The organism is Symbiobacterium sp. (genome assembly GCF_040797425.1).
Lineage (GTDB): Bacteria > Bacillota > Sulfobacillia > Symbiobacteriales > Symbiobacteriaceae > Symbiobacterium.
On record NZ_JBFNEH010000010.1, the window covers coordinates 15,758 to 36,548 of the forward strand.

At 70.1% G+C, this 20,791-nt stretch carries 20 protein-coding genes; all 20 read left to right on the forward strand.

Going from position 1 to position 20,791, the window contains the following annotated elements; genetic code table 11:
• The first annotated feature begins 52 nt into the window (after window positions 1-52).
• The 20 genes from AB2385_RS04965 to AB2385_RS05060 all read left to right on the forward strand — a co-directional run bounded on the left by AB2385_RS04965 (window position 53) and on the right by AB2385_RS05060 (window position 20,672).
• Window positions 53-1,168, forward strand: a complete 1,116-nt coding sequence (locus AB2385_RS04965; protein WP_367653899.1) for an NAD(P)/FAD-dependent oxidoreductase — start codon at window positions 53-55, stop codon at window positions 1,166-1,168.
• A gap of 5 nt (window positions 1,169-1,173) precedes the next feature.
• Window positions 1,174-2,301 carry a BtrH N-terminal domain-containing protein gene (locus AB2385_RS04970; protein WP_367653836.1) on the forward strand — a complete coding sequence of 376 codons (1,128 nt, stop codon included), beginning with the start codon at window positions 1,174-1,176 and terminating at the stop codon, window positions 2,299-2,301.
• 15 nt (window positions 2,302-2,316) lie between these two features.
• Window positions 2,317-3,051, forward strand: a complete 735-nt coding sequence (locus AB2385_RS04975) for a flavodoxin family protein (RefSeq protein ID WP_367653837.1) — start codon at window positions 2,317-2,319, stop codon at window positions 3,049-3,051.
• 2 nt (window positions 3,052-3,053) lie between these two features.
• On the forward strand, window positions 3,054-3,791 hold the full coding sequence (locus AB2385_RS04980; protein WP_367653838.1) for a 4'-phosphopantetheinyl transferase superfamily protein: 738 nt from the start codon (window positions 3,054-3,056) through the stop codon (window positions 3,789-3,791).
• Window positions 3,773-4,504 (forward strand): flavodoxin family protein, encoded by a 732-nt coding sequence (locus AB2385_RS04985; protein ID WP_367653840.1) that lies wholly within the window; start codon window positions 3,773-3,775, stop codon window positions 4,502-4,504. The genes AB2385_RS04980 and AB2385_RS04985 overlap by 19 nt, the downstream gene beginning before the upstream one ends.
• Window positions 4,482-4,958 carry an acyl-CoA thioesterase gene (locus AB2385_RS04990; protein ID WP_367653841.1) on the forward strand — a complete coding sequence of 159 codons (477 nt, stop codon included), beginning with the start codon at window positions 4,482-4,484 and terminating at the stop codon, window positions 4,956-4,958. The genes AB2385_RS04985 and AB2385_RS04990 overlap by 23 nt, the downstream gene beginning before the upstream one ends.
• Window positions 4,959-4,961: 3 nt before the next feature.
• On the forward strand, window positions 4,962-6,005 hold the full coding sequence (locus AB2385_RS04995) for an LLM class flavin-dependent oxidoreductase (protein WP_367653842.1): 1,044 nt from the start codon (window positions 4,962-4,964) through the stop codon (window positions 6,003-6,005).
• A 19-nt stretch (window positions 6,006-6,024) separates the two neighbouring features.
• Window positions 6,025-7,371 (forward strand): SDR family NAD(P)-dependent oxidoreductase, encoded by a 1,347-nt coding sequence (locus tag AB2385_RS05000; RefSeq protein WP_367653843.1) that lies wholly within the window; start codon window positions 6,025-6,027, stop codon window positions 7,369-7,371.
• Window positions 7,372-7,618: 247 nt separating this feature from the next.
• Window positions 7,619-7,966, forward strand: a complete 348-nt coding sequence (locus tag AB2385_RS05005; protein WP_367653844.1) for a hypothetical protein — start codon at window positions 7,619-7,621, stop codon at window positions 7,964-7,966.
• 278 nt (window positions 7,967-8,244) lie between these two features.
• Window positions 8,245-10,206, forward strand: a complete 1,962-nt coding sequence (locus tag AB2385_RS05010) for a methyl-accepting chemotaxis protein (protein ID WP_367653845.1) — start codon at window positions 8,245-8,247, stop codon at window positions 10,204-10,206.
• A gap of 270 nt (window positions 10,207-10,476) precedes the next feature.
• Entirely contained in the window at window positions 10,477-11,142 is a 666-nt protein-coding gene (locus tag AB2385_RS05015; protein ID WP_367653846.1) for a TetR/AcrR family transcriptional regulator, read from the forward strand.
• 35 nt (window positions 11,143-11,177) lie between these two features.
• Complete coding sequence (locus AB2385_RS05020) at window positions 11,178-12,776, forward strand: long-chain-fatty-acid--CoA ligase (RefSeq protein WP_367653847.1); 1,599 nt, start codon at window positions 11,178-11,180, stop codon at window positions 12,774-12,776.
• Window positions 12,776-13,936, forward strand: coding sequence for a 3-oxoacyl-ACP synthase (locus AB2385_RS05025; RefSeq protein WP_367653848.1), 1,161 nt, complete (start codon window positions 12,776-12,778; stop codon window positions 13,934-13,936). The genes AB2385_RS05020 and AB2385_RS05025 overlap by 1 nt, the downstream gene beginning before the upstream one ends.
• 122 nt (window positions 13,937-14,058) lie before the next feature.
• The gene (locus AB2385_RS05030) at window positions 14,059-15,294 is read left to right on the forward strand and encodes a substrate-binding domain-containing protein (RefSeq protein WP_367653849.1); all 1,236 of its coding nucleotides are present in this window, start codon (window positions 14,059-14,061) and stop codon (window positions 15,292-15,294) included.
• 66 nt (window positions 15,295-15,360) lie between these two features.
• Window positions 15,361-16,185, forward strand: a complete 825-nt coding sequence (locus tag AB2385_RS05035; protein WP_367653850.1) for an ABC transporter ATP-binding protein — start codon at window positions 15,361-15,363, stop codon at window positions 16,183-16,185.
• Window positions 16,166-16,942, forward strand: coding sequence for an ABC transporter ATP-binding protein (locus AB2385_RS05040; protein WP_367653851.1), 777 nt, complete (start codon window positions 16,166-16,168; stop codon window positions 16,940-16,942). The genes AB2385_RS05035 and AB2385_RS05040 overlap by 20 nt, the downstream gene beginning before the upstream one ends.
• A gap of 1 nt (window position 16,943) precedes the next feature.
• Window positions 16,944-17,804 (forward strand): branched-chain amino acid ABC transporter permease, encoded by an 861-nt coding sequence (locus tag AB2385_RS05045; RefSeq protein ID WP_367653852.1) that lies wholly within the window; start codon window positions 16,944-16,946, stop codon window positions 17,802-17,804.
• Window positions 17,805-17,809: 5 nt separating this feature from the next.
• Window positions 17,810-18,835 carry a branched-chain amino acid ABC transporter permease gene (locus AB2385_RS05050; RefSeq protein WP_367653853.1) on the forward strand — a complete coding sequence of 342 codons (1,026 nt, stop codon included), beginning with the start codon at window positions 17,810-17,812 and terminating at the stop codon, window positions 18,833-18,835.
• Window positions 18,813-19,574, forward strand: a complete 762-nt coding sequence (locus AB2385_RS05055; RefSeq protein WP_367653854.1) for an enoyl-CoA hydratase/isomerase family protein — start codon at window positions 18,813-18,815, stop codon at window positions 19,572-19,574. The genes AB2385_RS05050 and AB2385_RS05055 overlap by 23 nt, the downstream gene beginning before the upstream one ends.
• Window positions 19,575-19,910: 336 nt before the next feature.
• On the forward strand, window positions 19,911-20,672 hold the full coding sequence (locus tag AB2385_RS05060) for a hypothetical protein (protein WP_367653855.1): 762 nt from the start codon (window positions 19,911-19,913) through the stop codon (window positions 20,670-20,672).
• Window positions 20,673-20,791: the final 119 nt, after the last annotated feature.

The following is a 20,791-nucleotide window of genomic DNA, read 5'->3' on the forward strand; positions in this document are numbered from 1 at the left end:
GGCAGAGGCGGAGGGCGCCCCAGAATCGAGGGAGGTGCGGTGATTGACCCGAGTGGATTCCTGGGACGTGGTGGTGGTCGGGGGCGGACCCGGCGGGGCGATGGCCGCCAAGAAGCTGGCAGAGGCGGGCCTCAGGACGCTGCTGGTGGAGCGCATGCCCCTGCCCCGGGACAAAACCTGCGGCGGCTTTATCTCAAAGGAGACGCAGGAGCTGATCCGGGCCGAGTTCGGGGTGGCGGTGCCCCACGTGCTGGCGTGCAAGCCGCAGCACTTCCACGGCGTGCGCGTCATCCCGTCGGGGACCTCCCGACGTTCCTTCGAGGTCAACCTGGGCACCGACGCGGCGATCAGCGTGTGGCGGCGCGACTTCGACTACTGGCTGCTCACGCTCTCCTGCCAGTACGGCGCGGTCGTCTGGGACGACTGCTCGCTGCGGGCGGTACGGCGGGATGACGACGGAAGGCTCGTCGTTCAGCTGAAGCGGCGGGCCGACGACGGGCGCACCTACGAGGCGATCGAGGTCGCCTGCGACTACCTGGTGGGCGCCGACGGGGGCGGCAGCCTCGTGCGCAGCCTCGTCTACCCCGATCGGCAGGTGGTGCAGACCGTGAGCTATCAGGAGTACGTCGAGGGCGCCATCGACCTGGATCCGCACTTTTACTACTACTTCATCGACCGGCGGGTGGCGCCCGGCACGGCCTGGTTCACGCAGAAGGACGGGCTCATCTGCATCGGCCTCGGCCACTACGGGGGCACCAGCGTGGACGAGGCGCGCCAGCGGGTGGTCGACCACTTCTCCCGCTACTTCGGCCTGCGGATCGACAAGGTGGTGAAGAAGGAGGGCTGCATCGACCTGGTGGAGCGCACCCTGGTGAAGTTGCGGGAGGGGCGGCTCGAGTTCTTCCTGGGTCGCGCCGAGTGTCCCATCCTGCTGGTAGGCGATGCGGCCGAGGTGATCGACCTGTACGGCGAGGGCATCCACAACGCCATGTACAGCGCGCGGCTGGCCGCAGAGGCCATCCTGGCCCACCGCGCCTCGGGCGGGGAGCGGCCCGTGGCGGCCTATTACTGGGAGGCGGCCGAGCCGTTCCTGGAAGTCCTGCGCGAGCGGTGGACGCGGTTCGTGCAGCAGTCGCCCCGCAGCCTGACGGGCGCGGCCAGGGGGTGAGGCGGGTGGAGCGGCGGATTCCGCTGAACCACAGGCAGGGCCTCCAGTGCGTGGTGACCGGCTTTCGTGACCTGCTGGAGCACGGCACCGGCCTGGCCCTCTCGGAGGACTACTGCCACGGCCTGGGCAGCGGCCTCTTCTTCGGCTACATGGAGCGGGAGGACTTCGCCGCCTTCGGGTCGGCCACGGACAACCTGCTGGAGAACGCGGCCGCCAACCTGAGCGCCAAGTTGGTGATCTGCGAGTCGACCGGGGACGACTGGCCCGAGCTGAAGGGCCTGATCGACGCCGGCCAGCCCGTGATGGTAGAGACCTCCTTCGACCTGATCGCCCGCTACAGCGCCACCTACGGGATGGCTATCAGCGGCCGGACCCAGGTGGAGGCGCAGGCCGAAGCCGAGGAGACGCTGGGCCTGCAGCTGGGCCGGCACTACGTGGTGGTGACCGGCTACGACGACGAGCGCGACCTGGTCTTCTGCGTGGACAACAAGACCAGCCTCGAGATCCCCCGGGACGAGTTCATGCAGATGCGCACGGCCGCCGGCCCGGACCGGCTCTTCTACGCCGACCGGAACCGCATCGTGTACTTCCTGTTCCCGCCGGTGATCGACGACCTGCCCTACCGCACCGTGCTGGCGGTGCGCCGGGCGGTGGACTACTGGTACCGCTATCCCGAGCACCCCCGGGCGCTGGCGGACTGGCACACCCGCCAGCGGCTGGGCGTGGGCGGGCTGTACAACACGGCGGCCGCGGTGCGCCGCTTCCGCGAGCACTTCCCGACCATCGGCCTGCACCACGACGAGGCCTACCGCCGCAAGTCGCTCTTCTTCTGCACCCAGGTGGTGGCGCGCTCCAGCGGCCCCGACATGCTGCGGGGCATGTACGCCCGCTTCCTCAGGGAGGCCGCCGGCGTGACCGGGCTCCCCCTGCTGGAGGATGCCGCCCGCGACTACGCCGCACTGGCCCGGGAGTGGCGCGCCTTCTTCCACTACCTGAACGCGAACCAGAGCCGCCTGGCGGAGACCTGGGGCGACGCGGCCGTGGTGGCGGAGCTGCGCACGTGGGTGAACCGGCTGGCCGACCGGGAGGAGGCGGCGGTGGAGCGCCTCGCCGGCCTGACCCTGAAATGGTGACGGGAGGGAGCGACGATGGGCGATCCGTCCGTGATCCGGTTGCTGTCCATCACCGCCAGCCCGCACGGGAGGAGGAGCAACACCCACCTGGTCCACCAGGGGCTCCTGGCGGCCATCCGGGAGTTCTACCCCCACATCGAGGAGCGCACGGTGCACCTGGCGGAGAAGCGCATCGAGCTCTGCACGGGCTGCGGCGTCTGCTTCCGGCGCGAGAACTGCCACCTGCACGACGACGTGGCGGACATCGTGCGGGAGATCCACGAGGCCCATGGCATCATCTTCGGCAGCCCCGTCTACGTGATGCACATCACGGGCCTGGCCAAGGTCTTCATCGACCGGTTGGTGGACCTCACCCACCGGCCGACCCTGCAGGGCAAGTACGTGGTGGTGGTGGCGACCTCCGCCGGCATGGGGGCGCCGGAATGCGTGACCTACATGACGCAGGTCTGGAACTCCATGGGTGCGGCGGTGGTGGGCTCGATCGAGGCGCAGTCGCTGGTGCCGGGCCGGTTCCTCAACCGGGGACTGCTGCAGCGGCGTTTCCGGGAGGTGGGCGAGGAGCTGGTGCGAGCCATCCTGGAGCGGCGGGAGTACCCGCTCAGCGAGTACGAGCAGAAGCGCCTGGCGCTCTTCCGGGGCATGCTCAGCCTGCCCGGGCTGGGCGAGGCCGTCTTCACGGAGGACTACCGGTTCTGGAAGCGGCGGGAGCGGGAAGAGGCGGAGGCTGCGCAGGGCTCCGGCCCGCAGTGAGGGTGCAGCCCTGGCAGGCCACGCCGGACGCGGTTCACCTCTGGCGGGTGAACCTGGAGGTGGCCGATGAGGTGCGCTCCGCCCTCCTGCCCCTGCTGAGCCCGCAGGAGGTCCGGCGGGCCGGGCGGTTTCTGCGCCCGCTCGAGCGGCGGCGGTACGTCGTGGCCCACGCGGCCCTGCGGCAGGTCCTGGGGCGGTATCTGCAGATGGAGCCGGCCCGGGTGCCCCTGGCCGCAGGGCCCCGGGGCAAGCCCGGGCTGGCAGGCGGGGGAGGTCTCCGGTTCAACCTGGCCCATGCCGGCGGGCTGGCCCTCATCGCCGTGACCTGTGGGCGCGAGGTGGGGGTCGACGTCGAGGCGGTGCGGCCCGGCCGGGCCCTGGCGGCGCTGGTGGAGCAATACTTCTCGCCGCTGGAGCAGGCGGAGTGGCTGTCGCTGCCCGCGGAGCGGCGCACGGCGGCGTTCTACGCGGGCTGGACCCAGAAGGAGGCGTACCTGAAGGCGACGGGGGAGGGCCTGTGGGGGCGGACACGCACCTTCTCCGTGCGCCTGGCGGGGGCGCCGGGGCTCGTGGCCTCTGACTGGGGAAGTGCGGAGGTCCGGCGCTGGCGCTTCCTGCAGTTCCGGCCGGCACCGGGGTACATCGCCGCCGTGGCGGCGGAGGACGGCGACTGGCAGGCGTCCTGGTGGCAGTGGAACGTAGAGGGGGAGCAGGCGAGCAGATGGGCGATCAGCGAGTGATCCGGATCCTCGCCATGGTCGCGAGCCACACCGGCAAGTTCAGCAACACCTACCGGCTGGCGCAGGCCGTGCTGCAGGGCGCCCGGGCCGCCCACCCGGCTATCGAGGAAGAGTTCGTCTTCCTCTCCGACCACGACGTCCGGCCCTCCACCGGGTGCATCACCTGCCTGCGCAAGGGGTACTGCCCCCAGCAGGACGACGTGCCCCGCCTACAGGAGCGAATCCTGGCGGCAGACGGGATCATCTTCGGCAGTCCCGTCTACATGCTGCACGTGAGCGCCCAGGCCAAGGCGTTCCTCGACCGCTGCCTGGGCTGGGCCCACCGCCCGCCGCTGCAGGGGAAGTACGTCGTGACCATCGCCTCTTCGCTGGGGCTGGGTGGCGACCTGGTGAACGGGTACCTGGCGCAGGTCTGGACCTCCTTCGGCGCCCAGGTCGTGGGCTCGGTGGAGGGGCAGGCCATCATCAAGGGGATGTGGCTGAACCGGGAACAGGTGCTGGAGGAGACGGCGCGGGCAGGACGCGACCTGGTGCGGGCGATCCTGGAGCGGCCCGTCCTGCCCGTGCCCGATTTCGAGCGGGAGCGGTTCGAGCGCTTCCGCCAGCTCATCCACATGCCCGTGGTGGGCGCCAAGCTCTTCCGGGCGGATCAGGAGTTCTGGCGCCAGCGGGAGGGGAGGGAGCCGAGTCATGGCGCTGGCCAGGCCGACTGAGCGGGTCGCACCGGCCCCCCGCATCAACGAGACCGTCATCCCTGTGCGCTTCCACGAGGTCGACCAGATGCGGGTGGTGCACCACAGCTACTACCTGGTTTACATGGAGGTGGCCCGCTTCGCCTTCGCGGCGCGGGCTCTGGGCGTCACGCAGGCCGACCTCGACGCCTGGGGGGTTCAGGTGCCGGTGCGGCGTTGCGAGTGCGAGTACCTGCACCCGGCCCGCTTCGGCGACTCGGTGCGGGTGGCCATCTACGTGCGGCCGCGCCCCGAGGCCGCCCTTCACCTCTCGTACCGGCTCTACCGTGAGGCCGACGGCCGGCTGCTGGCCACGGGGAGGACGGTGAACGTCTTCCTCAACCGCGAGGGCCGACTGCTCCTCAACACGCCGCCGCCGCTCAGGGAGCGCCTCGAGCGGGCCCTGCGGGAGCATCCCGAGATTGTGGAGGGATGAGGTATGCGGTTCAGTCTCAGTTTCTTCTCGAGCCTCGACGATGCGGAATCCGCCGACCGGTACGGTCTCGTGCTCGAGGCGGCCCGGTTCGCAGATGAGAACGGCTTCACGGCGGTCTGGGTTCCGGAACGCCACTTCCAGCCCTTCGGCGGCCTGTTTCCCAACCCGTCGGTCATCGGCGCCGCCCTCGCCATGGTGACGCGGCGCGTCGGCATCCGGGCGGGCAGCGTGGTGCTGCCGAACCAGAACCCGCTCCGGGTGGCCGAGGAGTGGGCGGCGGTCGACTGTCTCTCCGGCGGGCGGGTCGGCATCGCCTTCGCGGCCGGGTGGCACCCCAACGACTTCGTCATCTCGCCCGACAACTTTGAGAAGCGGCGGGAACTGATGTACGAGCGGATTCCGACCTTCACCCGCCTCTGGCGGGGAAAGCCGGTCGCCTGTCGCAACGGCGCAGGCGAGGAAGTCTCCGTGCTGACCTACCCCCGGCCGGTGCAGCGGGACGTGCCCCTCTGGCTCACGGCGGCGCGCGACGTGGAGATCTTCCGCCGGGCCGGGGCGATGGGGATGAACGTCCTGACGTACCTGGTGGGCCACACCCCCGCCGAGCTGGCCGAGAAGATCGCCGAGTACCGGAAGGCGCGGGCGGAAAGCGGCCACGACCCGGACGGAGGGCAGGTGACCGTGACCATCCACGCCTTCCTGGGCGAAGACCTGGAGGAGGTGCGGCAGCGGGTGCGGGAGCCGTTCATCCGCTACCTGCGCTCGTTCATGAACCTGATGGACGCCTATGTGCGCGGCGCCCGCAAGGACCTCGACCCCAGCGCCATCTCGCCGCGCTGGATCGACTACATGCTGGAAAACGCCTTCGAGCGTCACTTCCGCACCTCGACGCTGCTGGGCACGGTGGAGAGCTGCAGCGAGCGAGTGGCCGCCCTGGCGAAGATCGGCGTCACCGAGCTGGCCTGTCTCGTGGACTTCGGCGTGGAGCGGGAACTGGTGCTCGAGCGCCTGCCGCACCTGGCGCGGCTGGCGGAGCAGCACGCCTGAGGCGAGGGAGGAGGACGGCATGAGCAGACTGGAGGAGGCCCTGGCGCGCCTGGGGCTGCAGAAGGGCGCGCTGGCGGGGCAGGTGGCGGTGGTGACCGGGGCGGGCCGCGGCATCGGCCGCGAGGTGGCCCGGGCGCTTGCCCTCCTGGGGGCAAAAGTGGCGATCGCCGCCCGGTCGGAGAACGGGCAGGAGACCGAGGCGCTCATCCGCCGGGCCGGGGGAGAGGCGCTCTTCGTCCGGACAGACGTGGGGGCGGAGGCGGACATCGAGCGGCTGGGCCGGACCGTGGAGGCCGAACTGGGGCCCGTGGACATCCTGGTCAACAACGCGATCGTCGCCCCCGTGCGGTCCTTGCTTGAGATGTCCGCCGCGGAGTTCGAGCAGGTGCTGCGGGTGAACCTGATCGGGGCGTTCCTGACCTGCCGCCGCTTCCTGCCCTCGATGCAGCAGCGGCGCCGGGGCACGATCGTGAACATGATCTCCACCGAGGCGTTCCCGCACCTCTCCGCCTACATCGCCTCCAAGAAGGGGCTGGAAGCCATGACCCACTCCCTGGCCGCGGAGGTGGGCCGGCACGGGGTGAGCGTGGTCGCCTTCGCTCCGGGGTTCGTCGACACCCCCGGGCTGAACGCGATTGCACGGGAACTGGCCCCCCGCATCGGCACCCGGCCGGAGCGGTTCGTCGGCCTCTCATTCCACCGGGCGTACGTGGGCAGCATGCCGGCGGAGGACTCGGGGGCCGCCACGGCGTACCTCGTCGCCGTGCTGGCCCGGGACGTGCACGGGCAGACGGTGGACGCCTACCAGGTGCTGGAGCAGGCCGGCTTCTTCGGGGAGAACTCTGCGGCGGGCGCACCCGGACCGGCGGAGGTGGCCGCGACATCCGTGGGGAGCGTCGCACAGGAGGCGGCGCCCGCGGACACGGTCCCCGCGGGGGCGGCGGCCGCAGAGCGAGCCGGTAACTCCCAGGTCGACCCCGAGCGCATCGCCGCCCTGGCCGGCGACCTGGCCGCGGCTCTGGCCGAGACCGACGCCGAGTTTCGCCGGCTGCCCATGGTGTTCCGCCCGCTGGCCATGAGCGGGTTCAAGAGCAAGTCCGGCCGCAGCCTGCAGGACTGGACCCGGGCGGTGAGCCAGCTGTGCGGCCTGGTCCCGGCGCTGCGGGGCGGGAAGGCGGCCCTTCCCCCCGACCTCCGCCACCTGGGCGTCGAGCTGGACCGGCTGGCCCGGTACTTCCGGGAGGTGCCGGACGAGATGGCGGCCTTTACGAAGGACCCTGGGGCCCTGGCCGAGGCCCGGCGCCGTTCGGAGGCGCGGGTGCGCACGATCGCAGAGCTGCAGGCGGAACTGACGCGTCTGGGGTGATGGGCACCGTGTCCGTGAGGCTGTGGCCCGTGTACCCACGGCTCAAGGTGGTGGTTGTGCGCAAGCGCCCGGAGGGTTCATGACGGGTACGCAGCGCCCCCGTTCTCCCCGGTGGTAGAGCCGCAGTCTCGCCATGCGCTTGGTCAAACGTTCTCTAAAAAGAATCTGTATGTTCTCCCTTGCCGCCTGCCAGAAGAGTCTGTTATGCTAAACATAACCGATCGTTCTAACCAAAGGGGATGTCGGCATGGACCGGCGGCTCTGGTGGCGGTTGCGGCTGTATCGGTGGGGGCAGGCGCACGATCGGTGGCTCCGGCTCGCGATGACGGCGGGTTTCGTGGGGCTGGCGATTACCCTGGCGCTGCGCAGCCTGGCTCCGGCGCTTTGGCCCGGGTGGCAGCTGCTGGCCATGGGCGGCTCGCTGGTGTGTGCGGGCGCAGGCCATGCGCTGCTGGGCGAGCAGGTATCGGTGGGCGCCTACGTGCGGGGCGAGAGCGAGGAGATGCCGGCCGCGACCCGGATGGCCACCGGGCTGCTGGCGTCGCTGGGCGGGGCGCTCATCGCCTTGACGGGACTTGCGCAGGTGATGGGATGAGAAGCAGCCGGAGACTTGGCAGGTCTCCGGCTCTGTTCATGCCAGGCATCTCTCTCATAGTGGTCTGCGCCGACGATGAGCGACAAACGGCCGGAGACCTGAAGCGGGTCTCCGGCCATTTTCATGCCGCTGTAACCGTAGTTGCCCCGCAATAGCAAAAATGACTATCAGACAAAGTGACTACTATCGTCGACACGATTCGACGTGCTATAAGTATGATAGCTAGCACTACCTAAACTATCCAACGAAAGGTCTTTAGTGACCAGGAGGCGACGCCGATGCGGAAGAACCTGCCCGTCACCCAGATCGAACGCGATTATCCGGACGAAGAGCGCCTCATCTCCGAGACCGACCTGCGCGGTGTGATCACCGCCGCCAACGCCTCCTTCTGCGCCGTCTGCGGCTACTCCCGCGAAGAACTGGTGGGCCAGCCGCACAACATCGTGCGCCATCCGGACATGCCGCCGGAGGCGTTCCGGGACATGTGGCGGACCATCCAGGCCGGGGAGCGCTGGGTGGGACTGGTGAAAAACCGCTGCAAGAACGGCGACCATTACTGGGTGCGGGCCGTCGTGTCGCCGATCAAGGTCGACGGCAAGATCGTCGGCTACCGCTCGGTGCGCCGCAAGCCCACCCGGGAGGAGATCGCCGCCGCCGAGGAGCTCTACCGGCGCATGAACGCCGGGGAGAAGGGCCTGCTGGACACCCTGGGCAGCCTCCGCCGACGCGAGAGCCTGGGCGAGCGGATCGGCATCCGGGGACATCTGGCCATCCTGATGGGCTGGCCCGCCCTGGTGGCCGTCTCCCTGGCCGCAGGCGGCACGTGGGGCCTCCCGCCCGCCGGCCTGTGGGCAATCGCCGGCGTCGGCGGCCTGGTGGGCACGCACCTGGCCACGCTGGTCAACCGCTGGCAGACCGAGCCGCTGGACGCCCTGGCCCGGGCGATCACCGCCTTCGAGCGGGGCGACCTGAGCGCCCGCGTCGACCTGCCCGGCCGGTCCCGCATGGCCGAGATCGCCCGGTCGATCAACCTTGCCCTCGACGGCGTGGAGATCGCAGTGGCGGACATCAGCCAGATGCTGGACGGGCTCAAGCGGGGCGAGTTCGGCCGCCGCATCTACACCAACCTGCCCGGAGAGCTGGCCCGCATCAAGGACGCCGCCAACCGGACCGCCGAGCAGATCGAGGCGACCGTGGACGCGCTGAACGCCCAGCTGGCCGCGCTGGCCGACGGCGATCTGGACCTCCAGCAGCAGGCCGTGGCGGCCGACGGCCGGTTCCGGGAGGCCCAGGAGAACGCCGCCGTTGCCGCCACCCGGCTGTCCGCCGTGCTGCGGGAGGTGGTCGCGTCCATGAACGCCCTGGCCGCCGGGGACCTCACCCGGACCCTGCAGACGGACGCCACGGGCGAACTGGCCGTGCTGGCCAATCAGTACAACGCCGCCCTCGCGTCGCTCACCGATACCCTGCTCAACCTGCGCCGGCAGGCGAGCCTGGTGGCCAGCGCGTCGGCGGAGAACAGCAAGGCCACCGAACAGATCGCCTCGGGTGCCGAGGACCAGATGCAGATCGTGGAGCAGGTGACCCGCGCCGTGCGGGAGTCGGGGGCGACCATCGCCACGCTGGTGGCCGACGCCGAGACGGCCAGCGGCAAGTCCGGTGAGACGGTGGCCGTGGTGAATGCCAGCCGCGCCGCCATGGACCAGATGGTGGCCCTGGTGCAGGCCATCGCCGCCAGTAGCGAGCAGATCAGCAAGTTCACCAGCGTGATCGAGGAAATTGCGACGCAGACCAACCTGCTTTCGCTCAATGCTGCCATCGAGGCGGCCCGGGCCGGCGAGCACGGCAAGGGCTTCGCCGTGGTGGCCGCCGAGGTGGGCCGCCTGGCCGCCAACTCCAGCAAGTCGGCGAAGGAGATCAACGCGCTGGTCCAGCGGGCGGTGGAGGAGGCCCGGCGGGCGGCCGAGAGCGTGGCGGCCGTCAGCGCCGAGATGGACCGCATCGAGCAGGCGGCACGGGAGAGCAACGACCTGCTCGCCCGCATCGCCGCCGCCATCGAAGAGCAGGGAGCGACGCTTTCCCAGATCGGCAGCCATGCCGACCATCTGACCAGCATCGCCCAGTCCAACGCCGCGGCCACGGAAGAACTGGCCGCCTCGGCTTCGGAACTGGCCGGCATTGCCGAGGCCACCTACGCCGAGATCGGCCGGTTCCGGCTGCCGGATCGGTCACAGGCGTAACCGGGTCTTCCGCACCCCCGCCTCCGCGCGAGGCGGGGGTGCTCGCGTCTGCCCGGCGATGCCAGGTCCGGTCTCCGCCGCTTCGCCAGGTTGTGCCCGAAATCACTTGGACCAAAAGATGTAGTCGCGGAAGGAGATTCAGTCAATCCAGACGTATCTGATTAGAGAAAAGATGACAAGTGAGTCACCACTCAACGAAGGCGGAGGCAAGCCCCCACGCCGGTTTATGACTCGTGAGTCACTCATCACCAACCGCCAAGGAGTGATGGCATGCGCAGGACCACCTCTCCCCGACTGGACGCACCCGAGTTCAGCGACGGTGTCGAGAAGATGAGCGAACGGGCCGAAGCCACCAGGCGCAAGCTGCTGGAGGCGGCGGAGGAGGTCTTTGCCGAGCAGGGCTTCTTCCGGGCCTCGGTGGCGGAGATCACCCGCAGGGCCAACGTGGCCCAGGGCACCTTTTACATCTACTTCAAGGCCAAGGAAGACATCTTCCGGGCCCTGGTCCGCACCATGAGCCACGACCTGCGCCGGGAGCTGGCCACGGCCGTCGCCTCGCTCACGGACCGGGCCGAGATCGAGCGGGTGGGGCTTGAGACGTTCCTCCACTTCGTCACCCGGCGGCGGAACCTGTACATCATCGTGCGGGAGTGCGAGTTCGTCGATCCGGAACTGCACCGCTGGTACTACTCCCGCCTTGCCGAGGGCTACATCCGCGGCCTCAGGCAGGCGATGGCGCGCGGTCAGTTCCGCCAGCTCGATCCCGAGGCCGTGGCGTACGTCCTCATGGGCGCCTTCCACATGGTGGGCATGCGCTGGGCGCTCTGGGAGGGACGCGTGCCGCCGCGGGAGGTGGTGGAAAGCGTGGTTTCGGTGGTGCTTCACGGGCTGCTGCCCCGGGCCGGGGAGGGAAACCCCGGTGCGACGGGCGGCTGAGCCTGGCTCAACTTGGGGGAAGGAGTGAGCGGGGCGTGTACGAGATCAGCTACTGGGTGTGGGCGCAGGCCTGGGTGCGTCCCGACAAAGTGGCCGTGGTGGGAGACGGCATCCGCTGGACCTACCGGGAGCTGGAGGAGCGGGTGGCGGCGGCCAGCCGGGTTCTGCGGGGACCGCTGGGCGTGCGGAGGGGGGACCGCATCGCCATCCTCAGCGTCAACGGGCCGGAATACCTGCTCTTGCTGCTGGCCTCGGCCCGCACCGGGGCCTGTCTGGTGACCCTCAACTGGCGGCTGACGCCCGCGGAGCTGGAGTTTGAGCTGCGCGACAGCGAGACGAGCCGGGTCTTCTGCAGCGGCGAGTTCGTGGCTACGGCCGGCGCACTCGCGGAGCGGCTGGGGCTGCCCGCCCCCGTGCGCATTACGGCCGGGGAGGGCGGAGATGGCGCCCTGGACTTCGAGCACTTGCTCGGCCAGGCGGCCGAACCGGGCCCCGCCGGCGGCCCTGTGGCTCCGGCCGGCGAGGGGGTCCCCGGCCCCGCCGGCGTCCCGGTGGCCGAGGACGAGGAGCCGCTCTCCTGGGACACGCCGCTGGTAATCGCCTACACCTCGGGTACGACGGGCAGGCCCAAGGGTGCCGTGCTTACCAGCAACAACTTCTTCTGGAACGCGATGAATGACCTCCTCACCATCGACCTGCGGTCGGACGACGTAACGATCACGCTGCTGCCCATGTTCCACATCGGTGGCCTGGGCCTCTTTCTGCTGCCCACCCTGCTGGCCGGCGGGCGCGCGGTGATTCCGCCCCGGTTCGACCCCGAGCAGGCGCTGCGGCTGATCGAGCAGGAGCGGGTGACGGTGGTCTTCGGCGTGCCCACGGTGCACCAGCGGCTTCTGGAGGCAATCGACCGGCTGCGGCCCGACCTTTCGTCGGTGCGGATGTTCTACAGCGGCGGGGCGCCGTGCCCGGTGGACCTGATCCGGGCTTACCACGAGCGGGGGATCCCCTTCGGCCAGGGCTACGGGCTCACGGAGACGGCGCCCACGGTCTTCATGATGGCGGACGAGGCCGACTACCTGCGCAAGGCCGGCTCCATCGGCCGTCCGGCCCCGTTCAACCGGGTGCGGCTGCTGGACCCCGCCACCGGGGCCTCCGCGGCGCCGGGGCAGGTGGGCGAGATCGTGGTGAAGGGGCCCAACGTGTTCGCCGGCTACTGGCGGAACCCCGAGGCCACGGCGCAGGCGGTGCGGGACGGCTGGTTCCACACCGGCGACCTGGCCCGGGCCGATGAGGAGGGGTTCGTCACCATCGTCGGGCGGCTCAAGGAGATGCTGATCTCCGGCGGCGAGAACGTCTACCCGGTGGAGGTGGAGCAGGTGATTCAGTCTCACCCTGCCGTGGTGGAGGCGGCGGTCTACGGCGTGCCGCATCCCGAGTGGGGCGAGGTGCCCCATGCCGCCGTGGTGCTGATGCCCGGGGCCAGCGTGACGGAGGAGGAGCTGCGGGAGCACTGCGCCCGGCAGCTGGCCAAGTACAAGGTTCCCAGGCGGTTTCACTTCCTGCCGGACCTGCCCCGCAACGCCGCCGGCAAGGTGCTGAAGGGCGAGCTGGCCCGGCGGGAGCAGGCGGGCTGATGCGCCTCGCTATGGCAGGCTGGATCGGCGTGGACGGGCAGGACCGCACGGCGATGACGGACCGGGCGATCCGGCCCCGCTGGGACGGATGCCCCGGCAAGAACGGCGGGACGATTCGGCCTGACCGGGCCGAATCGTCCCGCACGGGAGGGAAGTGGGTGGAGACAGTCGGACTCAGAGCCTTCAACATCTACATGCCCGCACAGGAGGAGACCGCGGCGGAGATCGCCGCCCGGTCGGGGCTGCCCGAGGCCGTGGTCCGGGAGAAGCTGGGCATCCAGCGCAAGCACCGCGCCGGTGCGGACGAGCACGTCTCCGACCTGGCGGTGAAGGCGGCCCGGCCGCTGCTTTCGCAGGTGGACCCCGACGAGATCGACGCGGTCATCTATTTCGGCAGCCCCTACAAGGACTACCCCGTCTGGATGGCGGCGCCCAAGATCCAGCACGAGCTGGGCCTCCGCCTGGCGGTGGCCTTCGAGGTGGCGGCGGTGAGCGTGGGCTGCCCGATTGCGCTGAGCGTGGCGCGGTCCATGCTCCTGGCGAACCCCCGCATGCGCAGCATCCTGCTGGTGGGGGCCAGCCGGGAGGGGGAGCTCATCGACTACGGCAACCACCGGTCACGGTTCATGTTCAACTTCGGCGACGGGGCGGCGGCGGCGGTCCTGCAGCGGGGTTACGAGCACAACGTGGTGCTGGAGACGGCGGCCCTCACCGACGGCTCGTTCCACGACTACGTGAAGGTGCCCGCCGGCGGGTCGAAGCTGCCGGCCAGCGAGGCCACGGTGCGGGACCGGCTGCACTTCCTGGACGTGACCGACCCGGCCGAGATGAAGCAGCGGCTGGACCCCGTTTCGTTCGAGCGTTTCGTGGCGGTGGCGCGGGAGGCGGTGGTGCAGAGCGGCCACCGGCCGGAAGAGATCCGCTTCGTGGCGATGCTGCACACCAAGCGGTCGCTGTTCGACCAGGTGATGGCGGCGCTGGGGGTGCCGTCCGAGCGGCGGGTCTACCTCGACCAGTACGGCCACATGTCGGCCATCGACCCGCTGGTGGCCCTGCACGAGGCGGTGCGGCGTGAGCTCCTGGCGCCCGGGGACCTGGTGGTGCTGCTCAGCGCCGGCACCGGGTACACCTGGGGGGCCACCGCCCTGCGGTGGGGATAGCGGTACCAGCCTGTGCTTGGCCCGGGGCGGGTGCACCGGGGCCGCCGCCCTCCGCCGGGGGGGCGGGGGCGGTCGGCCCGTCCCGCAGATCCCGAACCGAGAATCACGTGGGGGTGTGAGCGATGCGTTCCAAGGGGATTCCGTTGATCCTGACCCTGATCCTGTCCCTTCTGGTCGCGGCCTGTTCCTCCGGCGGCGCACGGCCGTCGGGGGAGGGCGGCGACTCCGGTGGGGGGAGCGCCGCCGGGCCGATCAAGATCGGCGTGGTCACGTCGGTGACCGGGCCGCTGGCCGGCTACGCGGACCAGGAGATCAAGGGGCTGAAGCTGGGCATCGAGTACGCGACCGGCGGCACCAACGAGGTGCTGGGCCGGCCCATCGAGGTCCTGATCGAAGACGACACCGGCAGCCCGGACGTGGGCAAGCAGAAGGCCATCAAGCTGCTGGAGAGCGACGGCGTGCACATCCTCCAGGGCTCGGCCTCGACGCCCGTGGCCCTGCAGATCGCCTCGGTGGCCGAGCAGTACCAGGTGATCTACATGGTCGACCCGGCGGCCGGTGACCAGCTCACCACCACGGACTTCAACCGGTACATCTTCCGCACCGCGGGCATCAACAGCCAGGATGCGCTCACGGGCGGCCGGGCCGCCATCGAGAAGCCCGGCGACCGTGTGGTCCACCTGGCCCCGGACAACGCCTTCGGCACCTCGTCGCAGGAGGCCTGGAACGCCGTCTTCGAGGAAGCGGGCGGCGTGGTGATCAAGAACATCAACGTGCCGCTGGACGCCAAGGACTTCGCCACCTACCTGCAGCAGGTGCGCGACCTGAATCCCGACGTGCTGATGGTCACCTGGTCGGGCGGCAACGCCCTCAAGCTCTTCCAGCAGATCGGGGAGATGGGGCTCTACGGGCAGATGCGGGTCACCACCGGCATCGGCGACCGGGCCTCGCTGCAGGGCCTGGGCGACGCCGCCGTGGGGCTGCGCGGCGCGGTGCGCTACTTCTACACCCTGCCGCAGAACGAGGTGAACGACTGGTTGGTGGAGCAGCATACGAAGCTCTACGGCGAGCCGCCGGACCTCTTCACCGCGGGCGGCATGGCGGCGGGCATCGCCATCGTGGAGGGCATCCGGAAGGCCGGCTCCACCGACGCCGAGAAGCTGATCGAGGCCCTCGAGGGCATGAGCTTCCAGGGGCCCAAGGGAACCTACACCTTCCGCAAGGAGGACCACCAGGCCCTGCAGCCCATGTACTTCGTGGAGGTCGTGAAGGACGACCAGCACGACGATCCCGTGCTCCGGCTGATCCAGGAGCTCTCCCCCGAGGAGTCGGCGCCGCCGGTTCGGGTGACCCGGTGACGGAAGACCGGTGAGGGAACACCCGTGAGGCCTGAACCGGTGAGGCTCAGCCTGGAGGGAGACGACGTGCGCGCGGAGATTCTCCTGGAGACGCAAGAGGTGTCGATCAGCTTCGGCGGGTTGGCGGCCAACCGGGGCATCTCGATGAAGGTGCCGGCCCGCACCCTGCGCACCGTCATCGGCCCCAACGGCGCCGGCAAGACCACGCTCTTCAACCTGATCAGCGGCATCTACAAGCCCACGTCGGGCCGGGTGCTGTTCAAGGGGGAGGACATTACGGGCCTTCCCCCGCACCAGATCGCCCGGCGGGGCATCGGCCGGTCGTTTCAGCTGACCAACCTCTTCCCCGAGCTCACCGTGCTGGAGAACGTGCGCCTGGCCGCCCAGGCCCGGGGCCGCCACTCCTGGCACTTCTGGCGCCGGGCGGAGAGCCTGGCCGAGTACCGGGAGGCCGCCGAGGCCGCCCTGGAGACGGTGGGGATGCAGGACCGGACCCGGGTGCTCGCCCGTGAGCTCGCCCACGGCGAGAAGCGCAAGCTGGAGATCGCCATGCTCCTGGCCCTGGACCCGGAGCTCCTGCTCCTCGACGAGCCCACCGCCGGCATGAGCCGGGAGGAGGTGCCCGGCATCATTGCCGTGATCGAGCGCATCCGGGCGCAGGGGAAGCGGACGATTCTGATGGTGGAGCACAAGATGGACATCGTGCTGGGGATTTCCGATGCGATCACCGTGCTCGCCGAGGGCACGGTGATCGCGGAGGGCTCCCCGCAGGAGATCGTGGCCAACGAGCGGGTGCAGGCGGCCTACCTGGGGGCGAGCCACGGCTACGCCCTGGCCGCGGGCCCCGCGGCCGCCGGGGAGGTGAGCGGAAGTGGCGCTGCTGGAGCTTGACGGGGTGCAGACCTACATCGGCGAGTACCACATTTTGCAGGGGGTCACCCTCACCGTGCAACAGGGTGCCATCACCGTGCTCCTCGGGCGCAACGGCGCCGGCAAGACGACCACCCTGCGCACCGTGATGGGGCTTGCACCGGCCCGGGCGGGGCGAATCCGCTTCCGGGGCGAGGAGATCACCCGCCTGCCGCCGCACCAGGTGGCCCGGCGGGGCATCGGCTACGTGCCGGAGGACCGGGGCATCTTCCGGCACCTCACGGTGGCCGAGAACCTGCGGGTGGCGACCCGCGGCGGCGACCTGCCCTGGCCCCTCCGGGGGCGGGCGCCCGAGGGGTACGCCCGCGGCGCCGCCGGCGAGCCGCCGCGGGAGCGCAGCCTGGAGGCCCGGCTCGACTGGGTGCTGCGCCTTTTCCCCGACCTGGCCCGGGCGTGGCGGCGGCCGGCCGGCACGCTCTCGGGCGGGCAGCAGCAGATGCTGGCCATCGGGCGGGTTTTGCTCAGCGAGAACGCCCTGCTGCTCATCGACGAGCCCAGCAAGGGCCTGGCGCCGGTGGTGGTGGAACAGTTGGGCGAGGCCCTGAAGCAGATCGCGGCCGAGACCACGGTGCTGCTGGTGGAGCAGAACTTCGGGCTCGCCGCCGCGGTGGGCGACCATGCGGTGGTGCTGGACGACGGCCGCACCGTCTACCAGGGCTCGATGGCGGAGATCCTCGGCGACGCCGCACTGCGGCGCCGCTACCTGGGGGTGGCGTGAGATGGGGCTGATCAGCTGGCTCGTCCTGCAGGGGCTGACGGTGGGGCTGCTCTGGTTCCTCATCGCCTCGGGCCTCAGCCTCATCTTCGGCCTGATGAACGTGCTCAACTTCGCCCACGGAGCCCTCTACATGCTGGGCACCTACGGGGCGCTTACCCTCTACATGGCCACCGGCAACTTCGTGCTGGCCCTGGTCGGCGGCACGCTGCTGGGGGCCGTGCTCGGGGCCCTCATCGAGCTGCTGGCGATCCGGCCGCTCTACGGACGGCAGCTCTTCCAGGTGCTGATGACGATGGGGCTGATCCTGGTCTTCGACGAGGCGGTGGAGGCGATCTGGGGGCCCTACCCGCTGCCCTTTGCGGTGCCTGCGGCCCTGCAGGGCACGTTCACGGTCTTCGACCGGCCCTTCCCCGTCTACCGGCTCTTCATCATCGCCGTGGGCTTCACGGTGTGGCTGCTGGTGCATCTCTTCCTCACCCGGAGCCGGCTGGGCATCATCGTGCGTGCGGGGGTGGAGGACCGGGAGATGGTGCAGGCCCTGGGCATCGACATCCGCAAGGTCTTCACCGGCGTCTTCGCCCTGGGCGGGGCCCTGGCGGCGTTGGGCGGCGCCGTGGCCGGCCCCTTCGAGGGAGCGCACCCCACGCTGGCCTCGGAGAACTTGCTGCCCGCCTTCATCGTGGTGGTGGTGGGCGGCCTGGGCAGCTTCACCGGGTCGCTGCTGGCGGCCATCCTGGTGGGGCTGACGCAGGCGTTCGTGGGCTACTACGCGCCGCAGTTTGCGCTGGCGGTGAACATCGCCCTCATGGCCGTGGTGCTGGTCCTCCGCCCTGAGGGGCTGCTGGGCCGGCAAGGGGGGTGAGCCAGGTGCTGCGTCTGCGCAAACCGGAGGGCGGCTGGCTTGGAGTGGCCGTGCCGGCCGCTGTGATCCTCTTCCTGGCGTTGCTGCCCTTCCTGCCCGGGTTGGGTTCGAACCGGTACCTGCTCGCACTTCTGATCGGCGCCTTCGTCTTCGCCGTGTTCGCCATGAGCTTCGACGTGCTGCTCGGGTACACCGGCATCGTCTCCTTCGGCCACGCCCTGTTCTTCGGCACGGGCACCTATGCGGCGATCCTGCTGGCCAAGTACATGGGCGCGGGCTTCTGGACCGCCCTGGCGGTGGCGCCGGTGGTGGCGGCGGTGCTGGCGCTCATCGTGGGGAGCCTTTCGCTGCGGGTGAAGGGCGTCTACTTCGCCATGGTGAGCATGGCGTTTGCCGAGTTCTTCCGGGTGGTGGCGGAGAAGGCGAGCAGCATCACCGGCGGCAGCGACGGGCTGGCCGTGCAGGTGGCCCCGGACTGGGCCTACGGCCCCCGCCACCGGGTGGAACTCTACTTCCTCACGCTCGCGCTGGCGGTGGTGACCTACCTCGTCCTGCGCCGGGTGCTGGCCTCGCCCTTCGGACGCACGCTGGTGGCCATCCGGGAGAACGAGCAGCGGGCCGCGGCGCTGGGCTACAACGTGTTCGCCTTCAAGCTCGGCTCCCTGGTGCTGGCCGGGATGGTGGCCTCCCTGGCCGGGGTGATGTACGCCGCCACCGAGAACTTTGTGGTGCCCAGCGTGGTCGGCGTGGACACGACGATCCAGGTGCTCCTCATGTCGATCATCGGCGGGGTGGGCACCCTGGGCGGACCGGCCCTGGGCGCGGGGATCATCCGCCTGGCGGGGACCCTGCTCTCCAGCTACACCGAGCGGTGGCGCCTGGCCCTGGGGGCGCTCTACGCCCTGCTGGTGCTCTTCCTGCCCAGCGGCCTGGCGGGCCTAGCCCGGGCCGTGGGGCGCCGGCTGGAGGCGCGGCGGGTCCGGACCGGCGAGGGAGGGGTGGTGGCCGGTGGAACCGCTCGTGCGGGTTGAGTGGCAGGGCCCGGTGGCGGGCCTCACCCTGAACCGGCCCGGGCGGCACAACAGCCTGGTGCCTGAACTGCTCGGGGCGCTGCTGGAGGCCCTGGGCGCCCTGCGGGACCGGCCCGACCTGCGGGCCCTGGTGCTGCAGGCCGAGGGGCGCTCCTTCTCCACCGGCGGCGACGTGCGCCGGTTCTACGCGCAGGGAGAGGGCATCGGCGAGTACGCCGACGGCCTGGTGGGGCAGCTCAACCGGGCGGTGCTGGCCCTGCTGGACTTTCCGGCGCCGGTGGTGGCCGCCGTCCACGGCATCGTGACCGGTGGGTCGCTCGGGCTGGTGCTGGCGGCAGACGTGGTGCTGGTGGCGCCGGAGGCGAGCTTTGCGCCCTGGTACAACGTGGTCGGCTTCAGCCCCGACGGAGGCTGGACCGCTCTCCTGCCGGCCGTGATCGGTCCGCGGCGGGCGGCGGAGGTGCTGCTGCGCAACCTCACCATCACCGCGCAGCAGGCGGTGGAGTGGGGACTGGCCTCCCGGGTGGTGCCGGCTTCGGCGGTGCGGGCGGAGGCCTGGCGGGTGGCCGCCGAGATCGCCGCCCTATGGCCGGGCTCGGTCCGCCGCACCCGGCGGCTGCTGCGCGGCACCCTGGGCGACGTGGCGGCGCGGCTCGAGGCCGAGCGCCGGGAGTTCTGCGCCCAGGTGGTGACGGCCGAGGCCCGGGAGGGCATGCGCCGGTATCTGGGAGAAGAGTGAAATGGAGGCGGCAGAGGTCATCCCTCTGCCGCTTGCGTTGCGTTCACCTCTGGGGAACTGGCGAGGCGGTCTTACTCATCGATGAGTTGCTGCGGATTGCCCTACTTGATGCGCCTGACGCGCAGTTTTTTGGTTACAGTCCAGCCTCGAACCGAGGCGCCGAGGAATCTCTTAGCGCTGAGTACCCACTCGCGTTCCTGCAGGACATCCATGGTGGTGCACAGAAAGGCCAGGAGCGTACAAGATTCGCTCGTATAGCGACTTCGTCCGCGTTGACTACGACCACTACTGGAAGCAGGGCCTCTGGAACTTCTGGGTGTGAGAGGAGGGGGACCCGTGAACCGCTGTACCTGGCTGAAAGCCGTCTTGAGTACCCTGATCGCCGGCATGATCTTGCTGAGCGGCAGCGGGGGTTCGACCGCCTTGGCCTCTGAGGCGAACGCGGCCGTGGAGGCCGCCGAGCGTGCGCTCGATACCTACAAGGGGTTTGTTCCGTGGGACCAGTTTGGCTTTGCGAGCGAACAGGAACTCCGCCAGGCCCGGGTGGGCGAGGGAATTCCGATCTACAGGCTCGACTTCTCAACGGCTGCGAAGGACCTGGAGACCCTTGGGGATGCGATCAGAGACGTCAAGATGCTGGAGTTCGTTGTTTCCAGCAACGGCCGCCCCATCACGCGCCTCACGCTCAGGCAACTGGAGACCGGAGAGTACCGGCGCTATGAATTCGGCGGCCAAGGGGAGTACCTGCAGCGCGGCCTGTCTGCCCTCCCGTCGCAGGCCGGCGTGAAACTGGTGCGCCTGGGGGCCATGGAGTTTCTCTACCTGAATCACCAGGGTACGGAATACGTGGTCCCCATCGGTCCGATTCCCCTGTCTGGCGTTGAACTGCTGAAACTGTATACGTTTAAGGAAGTTCAGCCCGCCATTCAGAAGTTCGCCCTCAAGACGCTCGAGGCGGATCCAGACGCATCTGGCGGTCCTGGCGGGGCTTCCGCCGGTGAGGGGTCGTTCCCGGCATCCTGGTGGATGCTGGCGGCAATCGGTGCGCTCCCGGTTGGCATCGTGGCGCGCACGGTCTGGTGGCTGGCTCACAGGTAGTTGGCGATGCGGAGGAACCGGGGCTGGCGGGGGCCGGTGTGGGGGTCCCCGGCGCCTGTGGCCCGGGGTGCAGAAAAGGGGGGCCGAGTGACACGGTCACCCGGCCTCCCCGGTTTGTG

Excerpts from the sequence above, each read along its gene's own strand:
- AB2385_RS05045 (WP_367653852.1), top strand. The coding sequence starts at position 16,944 with ATGGGGCTGATCAGCTGGCTCGTCCTGCAGGGGCTGACGGTGGGGCTG.
- AB2385_RS04990 (WP_367653841.1), top strand. The coding sequence starts at position 4,482 with ATGGCGCTGGCCAGGCCGACTGAGCGGGTCGCACCGGCCCCCCGCATC.
- AB2385_RS05015 (WP_367653846.1), top strand. The coding sequence starts at position 10,477 with ATGCGCAGGACCACCTCTCCCCGACTGGACGCACCCGAGTTCAGCGAC.
- AB2385_RS05000 (WP_367653843.1), top strand. The coding sequence starts at position 6,025 with ATGAGCAGACTGGAGGAGGCCCTGGCGCGCCTGGGGCTGCAGAAGGGC.
- AB2385_RS05005 (WP_367653844.1), top strand. The coding sequence starts at position 7,619 with ATGGACCGGCGGCTCTGGTGGCGGTTGCGGCTGTATCGGTGGGGGCAG.
- AB2385_RS04995 (WP_367653842.1), top strand. The coding sequence starts at position 4,962 with ATGCGGTTCAGTCTCAGTTTCTTCTCGAGCCTCGACGATGCGGAATCC.
- AB2385_RS04975 (WP_367653837.1), top strand. The coding sequence starts at position 2,317 with ATGGGCGATCCGTCCGTGATCCGGTTGCTGTCCATCACCGCCAGCCCG.
- AB2385_RS05030 (WP_367653849.1), top strand. The coding sequence starts at position 14,059 with ATGCGTTCCAAGGGGATTCCGTTGATCCTGACCCTGATCCTGTCCCTT.
- AB2385_RS05010 (WP_367653845.1), top strand. The coding sequence starts at position 8,245 with ATGCGGAAGAACCTGCCCGTCACCCAGATCGAACGCGATTATCCGGAC.
- AB2385_RS04985 (WP_367653840.1), top strand. The coding sequence starts at position 3,773 with ATGGGCGATCAGCGAGTGATCCGGATCCTCGCCATGGTCGCGAGCCAC.
- AB2385_RS05025 (WP_367653848.1), top strand. The coding sequence starts at position 12,776 with ATGCGCCTCGCTATGGCAGGCTGGATCGGCGTGGACGGGCAGGACCGC.